The organism is Pseudomonas sp. FBCC-B1565 (assembly GCF_059133265.1).
This window is the reverse complement of sequence record NZ_CP101438.1, coordinates 5,934,611-5,952,739: the sequence shown is the minus strand read 5'-3', so window position 1 is coordinate 5,952,739 and position 18,129 is coordinate 5,934,611. Positions and strand designations below refer to the sequence as shown.

10 protein-coding genes are annotated in these 18,129 nt (G+C 63.0%); 2 read left to right on the top strand and 8 right to left on the bottom strand.

Annotation, left to right across the window (positions count from 1 at the left end; genetic code table 11):
• Positions 1-5: 5 nt before the first annotated feature.
• Genes NL123_RS27615 through NL123_RS27605 form a run of 3 tightly spaced genes read right to left on the bottom strand, consistent with a single transcriptional unit; the run spans position 6 to position 1,673 of the window.
• A complete protein-coding gene (locus NL123_RS27615) occupies positions 6-518 on the bottom strand; it encodes a GNAT family N-acetyltransferase (protein ID WP_179028622.1) in 513 nt (170 codons plus the stop codon).
• Positions 519-527: 9 nt separating this feature from the next.
• Positions 528-830, bottom strand: a complete 303-nt coding sequence (ureA, locus tag NL123_RS27610) for an urease subunit gamma (RefSeq protein WP_003171437.1) — start codon at positions 828-830, stop codon at positions 528-530.
• Between the two features lie 3 nt (positions 831-833).
• The gene (locus tag NL123_RS27605; protein WP_494356740.1) at positions 834-1,673 is read right to left on the bottom strand and encodes an urease accessory protein UreD; all 840 of its coding nucleotides are present in this window, start codon (positions 1,671-1,673) and stop codon (positions 834-836) included.
• Positions 1,674-1,919: 246 nt separating this feature from the next.
• Here NL123_RS27605 and NL123_RS27600 point away from each other — a divergent pair, with 246 nt between their 5' ends.
• Entirely contained in the window at positions 1,920-7,826 is a 5,907-nt protein-coding gene (locus tag NL123_RS27600; RefSeq protein WP_494356739.1) for a hypothetical protein, read from the top strand.
• Here NL123_RS27600 and urtE read toward each other — a convergent pair.
• The 5 genes from urtE to urtA all read right to left on the bottom strand — a co-directional run bounded on the left by urtE (position 7,816) and on the right by urtA (position 13,308).
• Positions 7,816-8,514 (bottom strand): urea ABC transporter ATP-binding subunit UrtE, encoded by a 699-nt coding sequence (gene urtE / locus NL123_RS27595; protein ID WP_058423552.1) that lies wholly within the window; start codon positions 8,512-8,514, stop codon positions 7,816-7,818. The two genes, NL123_RS27600 and urtE, sit on opposite strands and share 11 nt — an antisense overlap.
• Positions 8,515-8,559: 45 nt before the next feature.
• Entirely contained in the window at positions 8,560-9,393 is an 834-nt protein-coding gene (gene urtD / locus NL123_RS27590; protein ID WP_248485895.1) for an urea ABC transporter ATP-binding protein UrtD, read from the bottom strand.
• On the bottom strand, positions 9,390-10,457 hold the full coding sequence (gene urtC, locus NL123_RS27585; protein WP_248485896.1) for an urea ABC transporter permease subunit UrtC: 1,068 nt from the start codon (positions 10,455-10,457) through the stop codon (positions 9,390-9,392). The genes urtD and urtC overlap by 4 nt, the downstream gene beginning before the upstream one ends.
• Complete coding sequence (gene urtB, locus NL123_RS27580) at positions 10,457-11,959, bottom strand: urea ABC transporter permease subunit UrtB (RefSeq protein ID WP_494356738.1); 1,503 nt, start codon at positions 11,957-11,959, stop codon at positions 10,457-10,459. Before urtB ends, urtC begins: the two co-directional genes overlap by 1 nt.
• A gap of 83 nt (positions 11,960-12,042) precedes the next feature.
• Positions 12,043-13,308 (bottom strand): urea ABC transporter substrate-binding protein, encoded by a 1,266-nt coding sequence (gene urtA, locus NL123_RS27575; protein ID WP_248485898.1) that lies wholly within the window; start codon positions 13,306-13,308, stop codon positions 12,043-12,045.
• Between the two features lie 262 nt (positions 13,309-13,570).
• On the opposite strand from urtA, the gene NL123_RS27570 reads away from it, so the two are divergent.
• Complete coding sequence (locus NL123_RS27570) at positions 13,571-18,127, top strand: hypothetical protein (RefSeq protein WP_494356737.1); 4,557 nt, start codon at positions 13,571-13,573, stop codon at positions 18,125-18,127.
• Positions 18,128-18,129: the final 2 nt, after the last annotated feature.

Here is an 18,129-nt window from a genome sequence, read left to right as displayed (position 1 = left end):
CGATCTCACTCCTTGGGCGGTTCGGCGCCCGGGTTCAAGGCCAGTTGCATGAAGGTCAGGTCCAGCCAGCGGCCGAACTTGATACCCACCTGCGGCATTTGCCCGGTGGTGACGAAGCCCAGGCGCTCATGCAGGTGGACCGAGGCCTGGTTGCCGCTTTCGATGGCGGCGACCATCACGTGTTTGCCGCACTCACGCGCACGTTCGATCAACGCTTGCATCAGCCGTGGGCCGAGGCCTTTGCCGCGCTGGTCGTTACGCACGTACACCGAGTGCTCGACGCTGTAGCGGAAACCTTCGAAGGGACGCCAGTCGCCGAACGATGCATACCCGGTGACTTCATCGTTTTCCACCGAGACCAGGATCGGATAACCCTGGGCATGCCGCGCACTGAACCAGGCCTGGCGGTTGCCCAGGTCCACCGGTTGTTCGTTCCAGATCGCCGTGGTGTTCAGCACCGCATCGTTGTAGATGTCGCGGATCGCCGGCAGGTCGTTTTGGGTTGCATCACGAATCATGACCAGGCCTCACGCGATGGGTTGGTGAACGGTGACCAGTTTGGTGCCGTCGGGAAAAGTGGCTTCCACCTGGATGTCCGGGATCATTTCCGGGATGCCTTCCATCACCTGTTCGCGGCTGAGCAGGGTGGTGCCGTAATGCATCAGGTCGGCCACGGTGCGGCCGTCACGGGCGCCTTCCATCAGTGCGGCGGAGATATAGGCGATGGTTTCCGGGTAGTTGAGCTTCACCCCGCGCGCCAGCCGGCGTTCGGCCACCAGGCCTGCGGTGAAGATCAGCAGTTTGTCTTTTTCCCGTGGGGTCAGGTCCATGGTTCAGGTGCTCCAGATTCGTGGTGAAACGGCTTCCCGGCCCAGCACCGCCGGGCGCAACAGGCGCCATAAATCGATCAGCCATGCGCGCGCCAGCAGCGCTTCACTGGCCAGGCAGCGGGCGACCAGCAAGCCCGGCAATTGGGTCAGGTCGCCGCGCACGCTGTGGGGCCGGGCGCGGCAGGTCTCCAGCAGTTCAGGTTCGATATCGCCCGTGAGCAGCAACGTCGCGAACACCGGCTGGCCATCCAGCCCGATGGGCGACTCCAGCAAGCCGTCGGCGCCCACAATGCGCTGGCGTTCATGCCAGAGCAACTGGCCGTCGCGGCGGATATCCAGCTGTGATTGAAAATGCCCCAGAGCAAAGCGTTCACCGCTGGCCGGTCGACCCAGGGCAACCACGTCCCAGTAAAACAGACGGGCATCGCCCTGCAGGTCGATGCGCGTGGTGAGTTCGGCCTGGGCCGCGCTGAACACGATGGTTTCCTGGGGCAGCCACTCCAGCGTGGCGCCGGCTTCAACGCTCAATTCGAGTTGCTGGAACGCAGGGCCCTTGGCGCGATACCACTTGGCGGCACCGGGGCTGGTCAGTTGGGCCCAGGCCCCTTCGGCGACATGGGCACGGATATCCAGGCGGTCACCACCGGCAATCCCGCCGGGCGGGTGCACGATGATGTGCTGGCACACCTCGGGGCCTTCGGCGTACAGGTGCTTCTGCACCCGCAGCGGGCCCTGGTGACGGCGCATTGTCGGGCGCGTGGTATCACCGAAGCGCGCATAGCCGAGTTCCAGCTCGGCATGCCAGCTGGGGGTGAACAGTGCGGTGGAGGCGGGCAGGTTCATGGTGAGTGCTTGAGGTCTTTTTTAAACAGCTTTTCCCTAGGTGTAGCAAAGGACGTGCCGGGGTGAAACACGGATTAGAGGTCGGTCCTGATGGAGGCGTGCACTGTTGTGGTGCTGTGCCGTCTTGAGCGATTTATTCAATGCGCTGTTGTGGTGCGCTCGGCCAGATATAGTTAGGCCCCTTCAGGGAGGGCGGGAGCGTTAGATGGGCGTTTCTTCCTCGACCCTTCCCGAAGGTGCTGCACGATGGACATCCATGACATGCCACAACCCGATGGTGTTCGGCAAAACCCCGTCTCAGATGGGCAACTGCCTGCCCTCAGCCCACCCTTTATCAGCGCCGATGATGCGGCGTATTGGGCCCATACCCAAATAGGCAGCAAGCGCGAACGCGAGTACGGCGGTGCGATTCTCAAGCACGCAGGCCAGTATTTCGCGACAGTGCCCAAGCAGGGTGCGACCAAGCAAATAGCGCTCGATAGCGTGATCCCGATCAAGGATGGCAAGCCGATCTTGCCGGCGGATTACACCTGCTCCGGGTTTTACCACTCCCATCCTGATACCGATGATGACTTTCCCTCAAGGATGTTCCCGGCCAGGCAGCGTTCAATTCTGCGCGGCTTGTTTTCTTACCCCGACATGCAGGTCATTTTTCGCTTGAGCGGTCATGTACCGGCGCATTATCTGTCGGGGCCAGATGGCACTTTGTTGAAATTTGTCGTGCGAACCCAGGCAAAGTTGCAGGCGTTTCTGACCCGGCTGGACCCCGCCATCCACCCTGAGATCGACTTTTTCACGGACTATGTGCCGGAGGTGGCCGAGGCCGGCGCACTGTGGGTACTGGTGCCCAACGCTGCCTGGGGCGGTGTGCGCGGGCGGGTCAGCAAGGACTGGGTGCTCAAGGAGTGGGTGAATGACCAACCCTTGAAGGGCGGCGAGCGGATGCAACCGTTCTCTTCCGCTGTCTTTGCGTTCTCACAACTGTCAGCGCTGATTGCCTTTACGGACGAGGCGTTTGACCAGCCACTCTGGGGGTATCTGCTCAAGGCCGCAGGCCGCGATGAATACGTCTATGTGCCTGGCGAGGGTACCGTGGATGAATGGGGGCCGCCGCACACCCTATTCTCGCGTGACGCCAACGGTCAGACGCAACTGCCGCCAGGCTTTCTGATCGAGGGCGTCTTGATGCACCTGGTCGATAAAACCAGGCCACCTTTTTTACCCGCGCACCTGGCGAGCCTGATCGAGGTGTTGGCGGACGCTCCCGCTCTCTTTGACCCCCTGCGCCCGCCGACCCTGTCGCAGCGGCTCCCCGATGGCGGCTTGAACAGTTACAGGCTCTCGGGCACGGATGCCGAGTCGTCGTTGCTGGGCAAGGGCGGGGCGATCGCACAACGGCAGATCGAGACCGGCGCGCTCACGGTGTTCCGTTACCTTGACCGGTTGGCTAGCATGGGCGAGATGGCGGTCTTGAAGGCGGGGGTGATTTGGCCACGCATTGGAAAAATACAGCCGTGGTTTGAAGAGTTACGGCCCCACTTCAGCCCGGATTTTCTCAGGCCCAATGACGCTGCCCGCTACCTCTGTGAGCAAGTATTGCGGCGTGATATCTCTCATTTTGGCTACATCCTGCAGCGCAATGACGGTAAGTTCGTGGCAACCGGACTGATCGCCGATATCAACCGGCTGGTGGGTATGGGGATGTCGAAAGGTAGCGTTCTCGACGTCCTGACGTTGCCGGCAGATTATCGCTATTACGGTTTTTTCGTTGCCGTTGGCAGCAACCCGGAAGAACTGAAACGGATGCTGGCCTCCCATCCGGACGTTGAAGGAAGGCGCTCGCTGGATGAGCGTCTGCTGTTGACGCTGACGATTCCCTATCGGAACTATGTCGCCAGCCTGACGGCGGATGGTCAGCCCATTCCTTGCCTTTACTATTCGGGTACGGCGGGTTCACTGGTCAAGTATGTGAGCAGCGGCAGCCCACAAGAGCGCGAGTTTCATACGGCGCTGACAGCGATCATCGACACCGGTATCTTCAAGCCCCGCATGGATGGTTTCCGTGGTACGCCCCTGCAAGTCGTCAGCAAGATGGCAAGCCTGGGTGAGTTCCATGTCATCGAGACGAACGCGGTCTTCGGCAACTCCCGTGGCAGGCTGCCTGTGACATGGAACGCATTTGAGTCGTTTGTCTCCGTGTCTCCTGTCGAACCGCCGTACAACTGGATCGTACCTTTCCCGGAACTGGCCGCTGAAGTGGCGCACGGGCAGTTCGGCCTCAAGCCGCAGCTGCGACAAGTCGCGTTTATTTTGAAAGCTACCGGAGCCCAAGCGTACTTCTCGACGCAGCCTGCGCCCATCGGCAGCCGGATGTTTTCACCGTCATCGGTTTTTACCCAGGATGCCAACGGTGATCCGCTGATACCCGAGGGGTATGAGGTCCACGGAATTTGCTACCAGTCGCTGCCCGGTACTGGGATGAAAACCCTTCAACACTGGTTGTACGAAAGCTTTGTCGCGCCCCAGGACCTGGCGGCTGCAATCGCCCAGGCCCGAGAGTCGAACCGTACGCTGCGTGCGCTCTACTTGAGCACGCGTGACGGTGCGCAATTGCAATACCGCTTCAGCGGGACGGGGTTGGAGAGCCAGTTGTATGGCGTCACACCTACCGGGGAGGTCAACGATAATGGCCATCAGGCGAGTTTGCGCTCCGGAGCCGTGACGCCTACGGAGTACGTACTGCGGGTGGCGGCGGCGGGCGAGTTGTCGGTGTTGGTGGCCGGCAAGCTGTGGGACATCCAGGGCCGCGTGGAACCAACCTGGCGGCCCTTTGCGCGCTACCGCATGCCGGAGTTCAGTGCGCCGTTTCTGCAGGCCGATGATGCCGCACGGTTTGCCCATGAACAGGTGGGTGCCGATCGTTATGCTGAATACTGCGGTTGCATCCTCAAGACACCCGACCAGCGTTTTGTCGCCACGCTGCCGGTGGCCTGTCTGGAGGCACAGCGGTTTGCCATCGGCACGGTGTTTCCGGCGGACCACAACGGTGTGTTGCTGGTCCCCGAGCCCTACGTGCTCTACGGGCAATACGCGTCATGCCGGTCGGTTGCCCGGCTGGACAAGACCCGCATGCAGCGCAACGGCTGGTCACGGGAGGAGGCCAGTGTCGATTGGCAACTGTTCAGCGATGCCGATCTGCGCAACCTCATCGGCAACCGGCACTGGGTCTCCACCGGCTACCTCTCCTGCGATGAGGACGGCCTGATTGCCTTTGACCTTACGGGCGCCAAGGCCCAATTGGATGAATTGAACCCAGACACCTCCTCGGCGCCCCGCGAGCCGCAGGCCAGGGTGCGGCACTTGTCGGCCAGCGGCTTGCGCATTGTGCTCGGCAGTCCGTTGTGGGGATTGCCTGGCAGTGTCTCGCCAACCTGGCGTGCCTATGCGCCGGCGGCAACCTTTGAAAAACCGCAGCAGGTGGCGTTTGGCGCAGTGTTTTCCACTGCCAGGGAAGCGGTTGCAGACGCTCACAAGCGATTGCGCCGGGGCTATTACGCGGCCCAGACGGGTTTTGCTTTTTTGCTCAAGCACGCGCAAAAGGACCAGTACGTGCTGAGCCAGCTTGTCCCTGCGGATGGCGCCAATCCGTTGTTCAACCTGGCGAGTCTGTTTGGTAACCGCGATGACGGTGCGTTCATTTTTCCCCAGGCATTTGAATTGCACGGGTTGTATTACGCGCGCCTGTGGATGCCCGACAACCTGCAGAATCCGCAGCGTTGGCTGGCTCGGCACTTCCTGTCTTCGGCCGACCTGTACAGCGCCTTCCTGTCCGCCCGGCGTTGGCGTGATACGGGTAGCAGCGTGACCTTACCCGTGTTTATTTCAACCCTGGACAACGCCGTGCTCGAGTACCAGACGGCTGTCTCGACGCCGTTGTTCGACCCGGAAAAACAGGCGTCCGGCACCTTTGAAGACGTGCATACCCAACTGAGCGGAGGCCAGCTATCACCCCAGGCATTTGTTAGAAAAGTCATCGGCACGAGCTGGCTCGGTGTGCTGGTGCCCAGTGAATGCTGGGACGAGGAGAGCAGCAGGCTGGGCGCCGACTGGCTGCCTTATGCCGACTTCAGTCGCAGGGCGTTGAGCCCGGCGTTCTTTCACCAGGCGGATGCGCTGCGCTACGCCCACCAGCGCCCGGGCAATCGCCGCGACAGGGTGTACGGCGGCTTGCTGCTCAAGCGCGTCGACGGCCTGTTTGTCGCCACCGAGCCGCTGCCCGTCGCGACAGAGAACTTCGATCCCAAATGGATCCTGCCGGATGAAGACGTGCGTGCGGACTGGTTGGCGCCGGGCATGACGCTGGTGGCGCGCTACCGTTCGCGGCGGGACGTACTGCCCAGCTTGGTGCTGGACGAGGACGGCGAGGCGGTCTATCGAGCGATGTTGTCCACCGATGTGCTGGGCACGGCGCTCACGTGCCAGCACCTGTGGAGCCATGAGTACCTGTTCGGGCTGGATGGCTCGGTGATCGGTTTCAGTTGCAAAAGCGCAACGGACGCGACCCAGCAAGGCCCGCTTTCCAACGACCTTGAAGCGCTCCGGCAAGCGCTGGCACCGGCTGAGCAAACGCCTCACGACCCGCTGAGCAACGCGCTCGAGAAGCAGATGCGCGACGGTAGCCTCACGCCTGTGGCGTTCGTCAATCGGCTGCTCAAGGTCGCCTCGATGACCGTGGTGCAAGGCAGTGCGCTATGGGGCAATGCTCAGGTGCTGGGCAGCGGATGGCTGCCTGCGCGTGGTTTTACCGCGCCTGACCGGTTCATCCATGCCACGGCCGATCGCGCCTTGGGGCCGGTGTTCAGTCATATCGATGACGCCGCGCGCAACGCCCATGAAAGCGCCGGAGAGCGAGACCGGCTGACCTACGGTTTTATCTTCAAGTTGGCCAATGGTCACTGGATGGCCAGCCTACCGGTGGACGGTGAAGACCGACGTTTCCCCTACGACAGGGTGTTGCTGGGCGGGCGTTTGCCGGTGGGCTGTACGGTGGCGGCGCTCTATCTGTGCGCCCCGGCTCGTCAGCCGCAAGAGTTGCGCGCATCAGCGGTCTATCACGCCTTCATCCCGCCGAGTCTGTTGCGTGCAGCGTTGGCGGTGGTGCGTACGAAAACAAATGCCGGGGCTGCGCCTTATCTGCCGTTGTACCTGTCCTGCGCCGACAGCGCCCTGCTCAAATACCGTGCCTCACGCCTGGACAGTAACTGGGACGAAGAGCCGCAGTTGCAGGCCTATATCCGCACGTTGAATGGGCACTTCAACCCTCACGACTACATTCGCCAGGTCGCTCGTGCCGGGCAGCTCGAGGTGCTGGTGACGGGGGCGATCTGGGCCGGCCAAGGGCCGGTGTCACAGTCCTGGCGTGAACGTGCGCCAGCTGCGGTCGCCGCAGACCCGGATGCGCGGGTGGTGCTCGGGCCGCTGTTTTCTCATCCGGATGATGCCGCGCGGTATATGTGGCGCCGCTCACCGGCTGTTCCAGGCAAGGCGAGCATGGGGGCTGTCCTGAAAAATGCAGCGGGCAACAGCTATCTCGCCAGTGAGCCGGTGGACGACAGCGGGCCGAGTGTCCACGTGGGGCTACGTATGAATACGAGTGCTTATCGACGCCTGTTCGGCTGGGTGATGAACCTGGATGAACGCACTCAACCGCGTCCCAAATACCCTGCGGGTTACCGCGTCATGGGCGTACAGCAACTGCACAAGTGGGAGGCCAATCCGGAGCGGCTGGCTGACCGACATGAACAAGCTATCGCCGAAAACTTTATCTCGCAGAAGGAGTTCAGGTTTGTGGTCGACATGTTAAGGCAGGATAAAGTGGCTGGCGCCCGCTACTACTTCACTCCCAGAAATGGCGCCCTGTTGGTCTACGCGCCCAGTTTCGAGCGCGTCGAGCACGACCTGCTGCTGTCTGGCTGGATCGACCCCGAATCGGACAAACCCCGGCTCAAGACCAGCGAAGCCCTCACGGTCTTGTTCAATTCCGGTCGGTTGCATGTGTTGGAGCCCGACCGTTTCTGGCAACCCAAGGGGCATGTCGCATCGCGTTTTCTGATGGAGTTGCGCAAAGCGCAGCAGACTCGACTCAGATCGTGACGAGGCCACGCACACCCTCGCTTTCCATGTGCTCGCCACGGCCCTGCTGCACGATTTCGCCCCGGGACATCACCAGGTACTGGTCGGCCAGTTCGGCGGCGAAATCGTAGAACTGCTCCACCAGCAGGATCGCCATGTCGCCGCGTGCGGCGAGCTTCTGGATCACCGCGCCGATTTCCTTGATCACCGAGGGCTGGATGCCTTCGGTGGGCTCGTCGAGGATCAGCAGGCGCGGGCGGCTGGCCAAGGCCCGGCCGATGGCAAGTTGTTGCTGCTGGCCGCCGGACAGGTCGCCGCCGCGTCGGTGTTTCATTTGCAGCAACACCGGGAACAACTCGTAGATGAAGGCCGGGACTTCCTTGGCCTCCTTCGCGCCAAAGCGTGACAGCCCCATCAACAGGTTTTCTTCCACGGTCAGCCGGCCGAAGATTTCTCGGCCCTGGGGTACGTACGCGATGCCGGCATGCACCCGCTGGTGCGGCTTGAACGCGGTGATGGCCTGGCCTTCCCAGGTCACCGCGCCTTCCTTGGCCGGCAACAGGCCCATCAGGCACTTGAGCAAGGTGGTCTTGCCCACGCCATTGCGCCCGAGCAGGCAGGTGACTTCGCCGATCTTCACGTCAAAGGACAGCCCGCGCAGGATGTGGCTACCGCCGTAGTATTGGTGCAGCTTGTCGACTTGCAGCATTCTCAAACCTCCTTAGATCCCACATAAAGCAAGCCAGTGTCCTGGTCAGCGACCGAGGTAAACCTCGATCACCCGCTCGTTTTCCTGCACCTGCTCCAGCGACCCTTCGGCCAGCACGCTGCCCTGGTGCAGCACGGTCACGTGGTCGGCAATCGAGCCGACAAACCCCATGTCGTGCTCCACCACCATCAGCGAATGCTTGCCCGCCAGGCGCTTGAACAGTTCGGCGGTGAACTCGGTCTCGGCGTCGGTCATCCCCGCCACCGGTTCGTCCAGCAGCAACAATTGCGGGTCCTGCATCAGCAGCATGCCGATTTCCAGGAACTGCTTCTGGCCGTGGGACAGCAACCCGGCCTGGCGCGGTGCGGAGGCGGTCAGGCGGATGGTGTCGAGCACTTCATCGATACGGTCTTTCTGTTCGCCACTCAGGCGTGCGCGCAGGCTGGCCCACACCGATTTGTCGGTCTTCTGCGCCAGTTCCAGGTTTTCGAACACGCTGAGGGCTTCGAACACCGTGGGCTTCTGGAACTTGCGGCCGATGCCGGCCTGGGCGATCTGCACTTCGCTCATGCCGGTCAGGTCGAGGTTTTCGCCAAACCAGGCGGTGCCGTGGCTGGGGCGGGTCTTGCCGGTGATCACGTCCATCAGCGTGGTCTTGCCCGCGCCGTTGGGGCCGATGATGCAGCGCAGTTCGCCGACGCCGATGTACAGGTTCAGGTCGTTGAGGGCCTTGAAGCCATCAAAGCTCACGCTGATGTCTTCCAGGGTCAGGATGGTGCCGTGGCGGGTGTTCAGGCCCTTGCCGGCCGCCTGGCCAAGGCCGATGGCATCGCGGCCGCTGCCCGCATCGAAAATGGGTTCCAGCATGACGTTCCTCATTTCTTCAACAGGCCGATAACGCCCTTGGGCAGGTACAGGGTGACGAGGATGAACAGCGCCCCGAGGAAGAACAGCCAGTATTCCGGGAAGGCCACGGTGAACCAGCTCTTCATGCCGTTGACCACGCCGGCGCCGAGCAACGGGCCGATCAGCGTGCCGCGCCCGCCCAGGGCCACCCACACGGCGGCTTCGATGGAGTTGGTCGGCGACATTTCGCTGGGGTTGATAATGCCCACCTGCGGCACATACAACGCCCCGGCCAAACCACACAACACCGCGCTCAACACCCACACGAACAGCTTGAAACCACGCGGGTCGTAGCCGCAGAACATCAGGCGGTTCTCGGCATCGCGCAGCGCGGTCAGTACCCGGCCGAACTTGCTCTGCGCCAGGCGCCAACCGATGTACAGGCTCGCCACCAGCAACGCGACGGTGGCGACAAACAGCACCGCCCGCGTGCCCGGCTCGGTAATGCCAAACCCGAGGATGCTGCGGAAGTTGGTGAAGCCGTTGTTGCCGCCAAACCCGGTCTCGTTGCGGAAGAACAGCAGCATGCCGGCAAACGTCAGGGCCTGGGTCATGATCGAGAAATACACGCCCTTGATCCGCGAACGGAAGGCGAAGAAGCCGAACACCAGCGCCAGCAACCCCGGCGCGAGCACCACCAGGCACAAGGCCCAGAGGAAATGCTCAGTGCCCACCCAGTACCACGGCAGTTCGGTCCACGACAGGAAGGTCATGAACGCCGGTAACTCATCGCCGGAGGCCTGGCGCATCAGGTACATGCCCATGGCATAACCGCCCAGCGCAAAGAACAGGCCGTGGCCCAGGGACAGCATGCCCGCGTAGCCCCACACCAGGTCGAGGGCGAGGGCGACGATGGCGTAGCAGAGGATCTTGCCGACCAGGGTCAAGGTGTAGGCCGAGATGTGAAAGAGATTGTCCGGCGGCAACAGTGACAGCAACGGCAGCGCGAGCAGTACCGCGAGGATCACCACGCCGAGGGCAATCGTCAGCTTGGGGCCGGCCTTTTGCGTGGCCGTGAGCATCAATGGCTGGTTCATCAGTCGATCACCCGTCCTTTCAGTGCGAAGAGTCCCTGCGGGCGTTTCTGGATAAACAGAATGATCAGCGCGAGGATCAGGATCTTGCCGAGCACGGCACCGATCTGCGGTTCCAGGATTTTATTGGCGATGCCCAGGCCGAACGCCGCCGTGACGCTGCCGGCCAACTGGCCGACACCGCCGAGCACCACCACCAGGAACGAGTCGATGATGTAGCTCTGGCCCAGGTCCGGGCCGACGTTGCCGATCTGGCTCAAGGCGACGCCGCCCAGGCCTGCAATGCCCGAGCCCAGGCCAAACGCGAGCATGTCCACGCGCCCGGTGGGTACGCCGCAGCAGGCGGCCATGTTGCGGTTCTGGGTCACGGCGCGCACGTTGAGACCCAGGCGGGTCTTGTTCAGCAGCAGCCAGGTCAGCAGCACCACGCACAGCGCGAAGGCGATGATCACGATGCGGTTGTACGGCAGCACCAGGTTAGGCAGCACCTGGATCCCGCCGGACAGCCACGCCGGGTTGGACACCTCGACGTTCTGCGCGCCGAACACCAGGCGCACCAGCTGGATCAGCATCAGGCTGATGCCCCAGGTGGCCAGCAGGGTTTCCAGGGGGCGGCCGTAGAGGTGACGGATCACCGTGCGCTCCAGGGCCATGCCGATGGCGGCGGTGACGAAAAACGCCACCGGCAGCGCGACCAGCGGGTAAAACTCGATGGCCGCCGGTACGTAGCGCTGCATCAGCAGTTGCACCACGTAGGTGGAGTAGGCACCGAGCATCAGCATCTCGCCGTGGGCCATGTTGATCACGCCGAGCAGACCGAAGGTGATCGCCAGGCCCAGGGCCGCGAGCAACAGGATCGAACCCAGGGACATGCCGCTGAAGGCTTGCCCGAGCAGCTCGCCGATCATCAGTTTGCGCTTGACCTGGGCCAGGCTGGTTTCGGCGGCGGTGTGCACGGCGGCATCGCTTTCGACGCCCGGTGCAAGCAGGGCTTCCAGGCGCGTACGGGCCAGCGGGTCGCCGGTATTGCCCAGCAAACGCACGGCATTCAGGCGAATGGCCGGGTCGGTGTCGACCAGTTGCAGGTTGGCCAGGGCCAGGCTGAGGGCGCTGTGAACTTGCTCATTGGTTTCGGTGGCGACCTGTTGGTCGAGGAATTTCAACTGCGCGGGTTGTGCGCTTTTCTGCAAGGTCTTCGCGGCCGCCAGACGCACCTTGGGGTCGGCGGCGAGCAGTTGCTGGCTGGCCTGCACGTTATCGATCAGACCGCGCAGGCGGTTGTTCAGGCGCACGGTTTTGGTCTCACCGTTGACGGTGAGTTGACCTTGTTGCAGGGCGTCCACCAACTCGATGCGCGCCGGGTCAGGCTGGGCGGCCCAGTCCTGGAGCAGCTTGGCTTGTTGCGTCGGGTTGGCGGCCAGGAAGTCTTCGGCGTCGCTGGCGTGTGCGGCCAAAGGCAGCAACAGCAGCAAAGCCAGTAAACAGCGGTAGAGGGCAGTGGGCATAAACAAATGTCCTGATCACGCGCGGACAAGCTTGATGTGGGAGGGGGCAAGCCCCCTCCCACATTTTTATCTGCGCTTGGGGCTTAGTTACTTTTCACCGCATAGTCCGGCTTCTTGTCATTGCCAGGAATGTACGGGCTCCACGGTTGCGCGCGGATCGGTTCCTGGGTCTGCCACACCACCGAGAACTGCCCATCGGCCTGGATCTCGCCGATCATCACCGGCTTGTGCAGGTGGTGGTTGGTCTTGTCCATGGTCAGAGTGAAGCCCGACGGCGCGGCGAAGGTCTGGCCGGCCAGGGCTTCGCGTACTTTGTCGACATCGGTGGACTTGGCTTTCTCGGCCGCTTGCGCCCACATGTGGATGCCCACGTAGGTGGCTTCCATCGGGTCGTTGGTCACGGCTTTGTCCGCGCCCGGCAGGTTGTGTTGCTTGGCGTAGGCTTTCCAGTCGGCGACGAACTTCTTGTTCACCGGGTTCTCCACCGACTGGAAGTAGTTCCAGGCCGCGAGGTTGCCCACCAGTGGCTTGGTGTCGATGCCGCGCAATTCTTCTTCGCCCACGGAGAACGCCACCACCGGTACATCGGTAGCCTTCAAGCCCTGGTTGGCCAGCTCTTTGTAGAACGGCACGTTGGAGTCGCCGTTCACGGTGGAGATCACCGCGGTTTTGCCGCCGGCGGAGAACTTCTTGATGTTGGCAACGATGGTCTGGTAGTCGCTGTGCCCGAACGGCGTGTAGACCTCTTCGATGTCTTTATCCGCGACGCCCTTGGAATGCAGGAACGAGCGCAGGATCTTGTTGGTGGTGCGCGGGTACACGTAGTCGGTGCCGAGCAGGAAGAAACGCTTGGCCGCGCCGCCTTCTTCGCTCATCAGGTACTCCACCGCCGGGATCGCCTGCTGGTTGGGCGCCGCACCGGTGTAGAACACGTTCGGCGACATCTCTTCGCCTTCGTATTGCACCGGGTAGAACAGCAGGCCGTTGAGTTCTTCGAACACCGGCAACACCGATTTGCGCGACACCGAGGTCCAGCAGCCGAACACCACGGCGACCTTGTCCTGGGTCAGCAACTGGCGGCCTTTCTCGGCGAACAGCGGCCAGTTGGACGCCGGGTCGACCACCACCGGTTCGAGCATCTTGCCGTTCACGCCGCCCTTGGCGTTGATCTCGTCGATGGTCATCAGCGCCATGTCCTTGAGGGACGTTTCGGAAATGGCCATGGTCCCGGACAGCGAGTGCAGGATGCCGACCTTGATGGTCTCGGCGGCCTGGAGGGTCCAGCTCATGCCCATGGCGGCAATGGATGCCGACAGTGTGAAAGCCTTGATCAAGCTGCGACGCTTCATGGTGCGATCTCCGTGTACCCAAGTGTTGTTGTTGGACAGATGCAAGGGCGATTGCAAAGGCTGTGCCCGCTTTGACGGGAGTGCTGTCCAGGGCTGTATCCGGGCGGGGGGGCTACGCAGGCCGCACTGAAACGGCGCCGTAGCAGCTGGGTGGTGCAGGGTGGGCATTGTTTTGGTGCGCGGCGCCGCTTAACTATTTAGCGCCCGGCGAATGGGGCGCGGGAGGATGGTGGGCACTTCGATTCTGCCAGGAGCTGTTCACATGGACGACCAACCCACGCGCCCGCAACGCGCTGCACTTGCACGAGGCCACGCCAAACTGGGCAGACTGACCCCGGCGTTCATCAGCACCGACGATCTGGTGCGCTACCTTCATGAACGCATGGCCCCACGGTTGCAGCTGGAACATGCCAGCGTGCTGCTGCAACGCTTGTCCGACGGCCTGTATCTGGCCAATGAACCGATTCCCGACCGGCCCACGGTGTTCAACTGGAACCTGCTGCTGGATGTCGATCCGGTCAGCCAGGACTTTATGGACCCTGAAGGTTTTCGAATTGTCGGTGGCTGGCATGCACACACGAACATGACCGATTGGGTCAAACGAGAAAACCCCTCGTGGACGGCAGATGAAGTCACCGCGTTCCAGGGGTTTTATTCCGAGCCGGACATCATCATCATTTTCCAGGACCGCCATCAATTCAAGGTCGTCTACCTGTCCGGCCCCGATGGCACACTGCTTAAGTTCGAGCCCGATGATTCCACCGCCGGCGCGGACTACGCGCGTTGGCTACGCAACCGCGGCGGCTTTGATTCGCCCCATGCCCACAGCGGCACCCTCGCGGGGTATTACCAGAAGCTGGCGTCACTCGGGCGCTTGACCTTCCTGGCGTCTATTCCCGCCTGGGGCGATTCGGTGGGCGCAGTTCCTGCTGATTGGCAACCGCGTAAACCCTTCAAGGCTCCTGCGCTGGCGTTGCCTTGCAGCCCGGTGTTCATGGACAAGCAGCAAGCGCTCTCCCATGCGTGGTCGCGCATCCAGCGCAGGCCAACCGCCAGGCAGCACGTATTGATCCTGCAGCGTGATGGGCACGAGCATTACCTGGCTGGGGAGCCAGAACGGGAGGCCTCTGTCGGCGGGCAACTGCCTTTACTGCCCGCAGGTTGCCACCTGCACGGCATCTACTTTCACTCCCGACCCTTGCCGGGCCTGTACCCTGATCAGGAAGTCTGGCTGTTCAAGCATTTCGTCAGCCCCCTGGAGTTGGCGCAGCGCATCGCGCAATTTCGCCATTACAGCCGGGGCGCGCAGTCCACCCTCGGTGCATCGCTGTATATCCGTGTGCGCGATGAAGCGATCCTGCGTTATCGCTTCTCCGGCTCAGCCGCCGAATCCCGGTTGTTCACCCAGGCCGCCGACGGCACGGTAGATACCGATGAGCTCCAGTCCAAACTGCACTCGGGCGTGTTGCTGACGCGCGATTTTGTCCGGCAAGTGGCCCGGGCCGGTGAGTTGACGGTGGAGAAAACCAGCGCGTTGTGGGACCGCAGCGGTGCGGTGGACGACACGTGGACGCCTTATTCGCAGGTTGTCTTGCCGGCATTGAGCGCGGCATTTCTCACCGCCGACGACGCGGCGCTCCATGCCCACCGGCGTATCGGCAGGCGCCGCGAGCAGGGGCTCGGCGGGCTGATCCTCAAGCGCGGCGATGGTCGCTTCGTGGTGACCGAGCCGCTGCCAGCCGGGCCACGCCCATTTGCCTTCGCCGGTGGGTACCCGGTGGACCGGCAGAAACAGCCGATCATTCTGCATCCCGACCACCATTTGCATGGGCGCTACGCTTCGCGCACGGCGCTGTCGCTGACCGACCCGGCCCAGGCGGTCGAGCGCAAATGGACCCGCCAGGACACCGAGCTGAATGCGCAGATGTTCCTGGCAGACGACGTTGCCGATCTGTTGGCAACCGGGCAAGTCGGCTACCTGTCGGGTACCGAGGACTGCCTGCTGGCCCTGGCCCCTTCGACCACCACTCTGGCGTGGCGCAAGCAATGGTCCAGCGAGACGGCGGGCATGCGCAGTGCAATCAACCAGCGCCTGGAAGAGGGCAAGGTCAAGCCTGCCGATGTTGTACGGACCCTGGCCGAAGCGGGAACGCTGCGTATTGTGCTCGGCAATGCGTTGTGGGGCCCAGCCGGTTTCGTCGAGGTGGACTGGTGCCCTTGGGTGCGGGCGCTGACGTTCCAGCGCCCCGCGACCGTCAGCCACGGGCCGATCTTCGAAAGCGCCGATGCGGCCGCGCGCGAACGACACCGACACGCCGCCCATTACTACGGTGACGATCATGTCAGCCGTTATTTTGCGTTCGTCCTCAAGCATCGCCAGCGCGAAGAGTACGTCGCCAGTGAGCTGGTCCCGGTGACGCGGCAGTCGGCGTTGCTGGCCCTGTCCCGGCTGTATGGCAATGCCTTGCCCGAGGGCTTTGACTGCCACAGCCTGTACTACAGCAAACCCTGGGTCGGCAACGGCACCCGCGGCTGGCTGCAACGCTTTTTCATCGAGCCGGAAGACTTGAGCGAGGCGCTGTTTCAGGCACGCGTCAATGCGCTGTTGTCGCCCCTCGGTACGCCGCTGTACATCGCGGTGCCGGACGGTGCGCTGCTGCGTTATCAGTCGCCGTCCACCCAAGGCCTGTTCGAAACGAGCAGCACGGGGGACAACGCGGCGACGGTACGCGCCAAGCTCAATGTCGGCACCCTGACGCCGTTGCAGTTTTTGCGAAATGTTGCGACTTCCGGTCGTCTGGAGGTCGTCGAGGCCAGCTCCTGCTGGGACCGCGAAGGCACGGTCACGGGGCTGTGGACGCCCTACGCGCACCTGTTGCGGCGTCGCCTGAGCCCGGCGTTTGTGTCGATGGACGATGCCGCGCTGTACGTGCGTCGCCGTGTGCCGACGAGCATCGAACACCCCTACGGCGGGCTGATCCTGCGGCGCGAAGACGGCTGGTTTTTCGCCACCGAACCCTTGCGGGTCCCCGATGACAGCTTCGACCTGAAATGGATCTTCCCCGATGAACTGGCCACCCGTGGCGAGCATCCGCTGCGAACGGTGCCGGTGGCCAGTTACTACGCAAGGCCCGTGGAGCAGTGGCCGTTCATGCTGTCGCCCACGCAGTCGCAGGTGTACGGCAACCTGTTTTCCACCCGTGCGCTGGCGCAGGTGTTCCTGACCGAGCGGGCGCGCATGCATCACTACTGGCTGGCCGCCGATGGCGCGTTGCTTCGTTTGAACACGCGTCCCGAGGAAAAAGCGCCGCTTGTGACCATCGCCGACCTAGTGACACGCCCGCGCAATCACCATGACTGGCTCAACGGCCGGGTCGAACGCATGCTGCGCGAGGGCGAGTTGACGCCCACCGCGTACGTCAACCGCATTGCCCAGACCTTCGCCTTGCACGTGGTCAGAGGCAGCGCGCTGTGGGGCAGCCCAGGCCCGGTACGCGGCTGGCAACCCTTTGCGCCTGTGCCGCCGGCCAACGGTGCCTATGTGCAGGCGTTCCACGATCCGGTGTGCAGCCCGGTGCATGTGCAGGCCGATGACGCTGTGCGCTACGCCCATGAACTCGCGGGGGCGCGTGGCGAATTGCAGTTCGGCTATGTGCTGGAATCGATCAGCAACGGGCATTTCATCGCGACCCTGCCGATCACTGACGCCGGCGCCAACCTGGCGCATCGGCGGGTATTCAGTGATGCCGGTTACCCTCATCGCTATGCCTTGGGCGGCCTGTACCTGTGTGCACCGCAGGTGTCCGAGGTGGTGCCGAGCGCGCCCGCACAGGCAGGCGACGGCGTCTATCAAGGGCTGTTTTTGCCGTCACGGTTGATCGAGGCGATGTACCAGGTAACGACCACACAGGAACGCCCTGCGTTGCCTCTTTACCTGTCATGCGCGGACGGGGCACTGCTGCGGTTCGTGGTGCGCGACCCACGGTTTATCGGGTATGGCGATGATGTGAAGCTGCGCCTGCGGCTGCTCACCCCACGTGACTTCATCCGGCGCATGGCGGCGGCCGGCGAGCTGCGGATTCTGGTGCCCAGCGAGCATTGGCCGGGGACCGGTATCGTCGGCGCAGACTGGCAGCCGGGACGCTCTCGTGGGGTCGAACCGGCGGGCGACAACTACCGCGCATTGGGGCCGGTCCATGCGCATCAAGATGACGCGGCGGGGTTCGTCCACGCTCGCGCCGGGCGTTTCACGGGGCAACAGGCGATCAGCGCGTTGCTGGAGAGCGGCGGGGTGATGGGCAAGCATGTACCGGTGCTGGAGCTGCCGGACCATGGTTTCCCTTCGGCGACGGCAGCGCGGTTATTTGTGACGGGGCCGTGGCCCGCAGGCTTGCAGGTGCGGGCGGCGCATCTGCTGTTCCATGCCGGGCTGGATCAGCCGCAGATGGGCGTCGAGCGCTTGTATGGCGAGTACTTCGTGAGCTTTCGTGAACTGGCGTACTACATTCATTCGCTCAAACAGCAGGGCCTGGCGATCAACGGGTTTTACCTCACCGCCCGGGACGGTGCCTTGCTCGGTTATGCGCCGCGCTTCGACCAGGCCGAGTACAACCTGCTGGCAACCACCGGCAAATGGAGCGCCGAAGGCGGCTACACGAGGTTCGCGCCAGACCCCTCACACGTGTTGGCCGAACTGGCGCGCACCGGCCGGTTGCGGGTACTGCACAGTGGTGAGTTCTGGACCCTGCGCGGCGCGCTGGGCATGGACCTGAAGCTGCCCGGCAGCCCCGGCGGGCGACCGTCCAGGGACGAGCTCTGAGG

Excerpts from the sequence above, each read along its gene's own strand:
- NL123_RS27615 (WP_179028622.1), bottom strand. The coding sequence starts at position 518 with ATGATTCGTGATGCAACCCAAAACGACCTGCCGGCGATCCGCGACATC.
- ureA (WP_003171437.1), bottom strand. The coding sequence starts at position 830 with ATGGACCTGACCCCACGGGAAAAAGACAAACTGCTGATCTTCACCGCA.
- NL123_RS27605 (WP_494356740.1), bottom strand. The coding sequence starts at position 1,673 with ATGAACCTGCCCGCCTCCACCGCACTGTTCACCCCCAGCTGGCATGCC.
- NL123_RS27600 (WP_494356739.1), top strand. The coding sequence starts at position 1,920 with ATGGACATCCATGACATGCCACAACCCGATGGTGTTCGGCAAAACCCC.
- urtE (WP_058423552.1), bottom strand. The coding sequence starts at position 8,514 with ATGCTGCAAGTCGACAAGCTGCACCAATACTACGGCGGTAGCCACATC.
- urtD (WP_248485895.1), bottom strand. The coding sequence starts at position 9,393 with ATGAGGAACGTCATGCTGGAACCCATTTTCGATGCGGGCAGCGGCCGC.
- urtC (WP_248485896.1), bottom strand. The coding sequence starts at position 10,457 with ATGAACCAGCCATTGATGCTCACGGCCACGCAAAAGGCCGGCCCCAAG.
- urtB (WP_494356738.1), bottom strand. The coding sequence starts at position 11,959 with ATGCCCACTGCCCTCTACCGCTGTTTACTGGCTTTGCTGCTGTTGCTG.
- urtA (WP_248485898.1), bottom strand. The coding sequence starts at position 13,308 with ATGAAGCGTCGCAGCTTGATCAAGGCTTTCACACTGTCGGCATCCATT.
- NL123_RS27570 (WP_494356737.1), top strand. The coding sequence starts at position 13,571 with ATGGACGACCAACCCACGCGCCCGCAACGCGCTGCACTTGCACGAGGC.